General features: G+C 71.3%; 3 protein-coding genes. 2 read left to right on the forward strand and 1 reads right to left on the reverse strand.

The window, feature by feature from the left end; translation table 11 throughout:
* Positions 1–2,453, reverse strand: a 2,453-nt coding sequence (locus AOK03_RS32960) for a DEAD/DEAH box helicase (protein WP_167355665.1), incomplete at its 3' end; no start/stop codon positions are given.
* 81 nt (positions 2,454–2,534) lie between these two features.
* Between AOK03_RS32960 and bldG the strand changes: the two genes are divergently transcribed.
* Both bldG and AOK03_RS32970 read left to right on the forward strand, forming a co-directional pair.
* Positions 2,535–2,876 (forward strand): anti-sigma factor antagonist BldG, encoded by a 342-nt coding sequence (gene bldG / locus AOK03_RS32965; protein WP_003975386.1) that lies wholly within the window; start codon positions 2,535–2,537, stop codon positions 2,874–2,876.
* A gap of 189 nt (positions 2,877–3,065) precedes the next feature.
* Positions 3,066–3,506 carry an ATP-binding protein gene (locus AOK03_RS32970; RefSeq protein WP_055569053.1) on the forward strand — a complete coding sequence of 147 codons (441 nt, stop codon included), beginning with the start codon at positions 3,066–3,068 and terminating at the stop codon, positions 3,504–3,506.
* The last annotated feature ends 212 nt before the right edge of the window (positions 3,507–3,718 follow it).

Raw genomic sequence — 3,718 nt, forward strand, 5'->3', positions numbered from 1 at the left:
GTCCCCGACCCCGCATCCCGCAGCAACACCGAAAGGAGCCGTACCGCCCCCCGCTTGTGCAGGGGATCGTTGCCGTTGCCGCACTTGGGGGACTGGATGCACGAAGGGCATCCCGCTTCGCACTCGCAGGAAGCGATCGCCTGGCGCGTAGCCGTCAGCCACTCCCGAGCCGTGTGGAAGGCCCGCTCGGCGAAGCCCGCCCCGCCCGGGTGCCCGTCGTAGACGAAGACCGTCGGAAGGAGCGTGTCCGGGTGCAGCGGCACGGAGACGCCGCCGATGTCCCACCGGTCACACGTGGCGAAGAGCGGAAGCATGCCGATGGACGCGTGCTCGGCGGCGTGCAGCGCGCCGCCGAGGATCTCGGGATTGATGCGCGCGGCGTCGAGTTGGTCCTCGGTCACCGTCCACCACACCGCGCGCGTACGGAGCGTACGAGGAGGGAGTTCCAGCTTGGTCTCGCCGAGGACCTCGCCGGTGATGAGCCGACGACGTAGGAAGGAGACGACTTGGTTGGTGACTTCGACGGAGCCGTAGCAGAGCCGCCCCGCGCCCCAGGGGATCTCGGTGTCCGTCTCCAGGATGGAGATCGCCGTCGTGTCGCGGGCGGTCGTCGAGTAGGGCGGCGCGGCCTCCTCGACGAGGGCGACCGAGTCCTCCAGGTCGAGTTGGCGCACGAGGTACGTGCGTCCTTGGTGGAGATGGACCGCGCCTTCGTGCACGGTCGTGTGCGCGGCGGACGCGTCGACCGTACCGAGGAGTCGGCCCGTGCCCTCCTCGACGATCTGGACGGGCTTCCCGCCCTCGCCGCGGATGTCGGTGAGGTCGGCGGCCCGCTCCCGGCGGGTCCAGTGCCAGGCCTTCGTGCGGCGGCGGAGGAGCTTCGCGGCTTCCAGCTGGGGGAGGAGTTCTTCGGCGGCGGGGCCGAAGAGAGGCAAGTCGTCTTCCGTCAGCGGGAGTTCGGAGGCGGCGGCGCAGAGGTGGGGCGCGAGGACGTACGGGTTGTCGGGGTCGAGGACCGTGCTTTCGACGGGCTGTTGGAACAGCGCTTCGGGATGGTGGACGAGATATGTGTCCAGCGGATCGTCGCGGGCGACGAGGACGGCCAGCGCCCCCTGAGCCGACCGCCCCGCCCGCCCGGCCTGCTGCCAGAGGGAGGCCCGCGTCCCGGGGTAGCCGGCGATGACGACCGCGTCCAACCCCGAGACGTCGACGCCGAGTTCGAGTGCGGTGGTGGCGGCGAGGCCGAGGAGCTCGCCGGAGTGCAGGGCGCGCTCGAGGGCGCGGCGCTCCTCCGGGAGGTAGCCGCCGCGATAGGCGGCGACGCGGCGGGGGAGGGAGCGGTCGACCTCGGCGAGGCGTTCCTGGGCGATGACGGCGATGAGTTCGGCGCCGCGCCGGGAGCGTACGAAGGCGACCGAGCGGACGCCTTGGACGGTCAGGTCGGTGAGGAGGTCGGCGGTTTCGGCGGTGGCGGTGCGGCGGACGGGGGCGCCCTTCTCGCCGTGGAGTTCGGTGAGAGGGGGTTCCCAGAGGGCGAAGACGAGGTCGCCGCGGGGTGAGGCGTCGTCGGCGACCTCCTTCACGGGCAGGCCGGTGAGACGCTCCGCGGACGCCGCGGGGTCGGCGCTGGTGGCGGAGGCGAGGAGGAAGACGGGCTCGGAGCCGTAGCGGGCGCAGAGGCGGCGCAGGCGGCGCAGGACCTGGGCGACGTGGGAGCCGAAGACGCCGCGGTAGGTGTGGCACTCGTCGATGACGACGTAGCGAAGGGAGCGCAGGAAGGAGGACCAGCGCGGATGGGAGGGAAGTATCCCGCGGTGCAGCATGTCGGGGTTGGTCAGGACGTAATTGGCGTACTGCCGGACCCACTCGCGTTCCTCGAAGGGGGTGTCGCCGTCGTAGACGGCGGGGCGCACCGCGTTGCCGAGAGGGGCCGCGAGCTCGCGGACGGCGCGGCGCTGGTCGGCGGCGAGGGCCTTCGTGGGGGCGAGGTACAGGGCGGTCGTGCCGCGGCCGTTGGGCGCTTCTGAGCCGTCCAGGAGGGCGGAGAGGACCGGGGTGAGGTAGGCCAGGGACTTGCCGGACGCGGTGCCGGTGGCGACGACCACGGACTCCCCGTCCAGGGCGTGCTCGGCGGCCAGCGCCTGGTGGGCCCAGGGGTGCTCGATGCCCGCGGCCTGGACTGCGGATATGACCTCGGATCGGATGCGGTCGGGCCAGACTGCATACCGGGCCTCACGTGGGGGCAGGTGCTCCGTATGAGTGACGCGCGATGCACGGCTCGGCCCCGCGGTGAGCCGGTCAAGGACGGTCCGCGGGGACGTGCGTGCCGGGGCTCCCGCAGAGGGTCCTCCGGGAGGAGAAATTTTGGCCATCGGCACCGAGTGTGTCACTGGCGGGATGGACAATGGTCCGAAGGCGTCGTGCACGCCTACCGGTAAGTGATTGAATGCCATCGCGGCTGGCGATCCGTCCTGGGGGCTCTGCCGAGGTGTCCCCGAGGGATGACCGCTCGATAGCAAGGTGCTGGAGGATCCGTGGACCTGTCCCTGTCGACCCGTACCGTCGGCGATCGTACGGTCGTCGAGGTCGGTGGCGAAATCGATGTTTATACCGCGCCCAAGCTGCGCGAGCAGTTGGTCGAGCTGGTGAACGACGGCAGTTTTCATCTTGTCGTCGACATGGAGGGCGTGGACTTCCTCGACTCCACCGGGCTCGGCGTGCTGGTCGGCGGCCTGAAGCGGGTGCGTGCCCATGAGGGCTCGCTGCGCCTGGTCTGCAACCAGGAGCGCATTCTCAAGATCTTCCGTATCACCGGCCTGACCAAGGTGTTCCCCATCCACACCTCGGTCGAGGAAGCGGTCGCGGCCACCGACTGAGTGGCCCGCTGACTGATACGTCGGCCGACTGCGGCCACCGACCGGGTCGCCATCCACCGGGTGGCGGCCGAGCGTCGGTCGACCGGCAGCCGGACCTCCCGGGCCCTGTGGTCCGGGACGGCAGTACAGCAGGGGACCGGGCCTGCGGCCCGGCCCCCTGACAGCACGTGCGTTTGTCGAGGGGGATGCATGGCCACCGTTGAGCTCCGCTTCAGCGCGCTGCCCGAGCACGTCAGGACCGCCCGTCTGGTGGCGGCCGCGGTGGCGCGCAGGGCCGGGGTGGACGAGGCCGTTCTCGACGAGGTCAGGCTCGCGGTCGGCGAGGCGTGCACGCGTGCCGTCGGCCTGCATCAGAGCAGCGGGGTGACGGCGCCGGTGCGGGTGGCGCTGATCGAGGACGAGAAGCAGTTCTCCATCGAGGTCGGCGACGAGGCGCCCCGTGCGGCGCCCGGCGACCGGGTGCCCGGCGCGCGGCTCGACGACGGTGAAGAGGCGGAGGCCGAGGGCGAGGACGAGATGGGCCTCGCGGTCATCAGTGGCCTCGTGGACGACGTGGAGGTCACGGCCGGTGAGGCAGGCGGCCTCATCCGCATGAGCTGGCCGACACCCCCGGCGCCACTCCTGCCCTGAAGCGCCGGTCCGGCCCCGTCCCGCTCCGCAGCTCCCTGAAGCACTCGCCCCGTACCCCTTCACAGCTCCCGGAAGCGCCGACTCAGCCCCGTCCCGATCCACAGCTCCCTGAGGCGCCGACTCGGCCCGTCCCGATCCACGACGCGCTCCGTGGCTTCCCGAAGCGTCGGCTCTGCCCGCCCCAACCCCCTGACCTGTCTCTATACACATCT

Source organism: Streptomyces atriruber, from assembly GCF_001418325.1.
Taxonomy (GTDB): Bacteria; Actinomycetota; Actinomycetes; order Streptomycetales; family Streptomycetaceae; genus Streptomyces; species Streptomyces atriruber.

Bases quoted from the DNA above. Each gene is read 5' to 3' on its own strand.
- AOK03_RS32970 (WP_055569053.1), top strand. From the start codon at position 3,066: ATGGCCACCGTTGAGCTCCGCTTCAGCGCGCTGCCCGAGCACGTCAGG.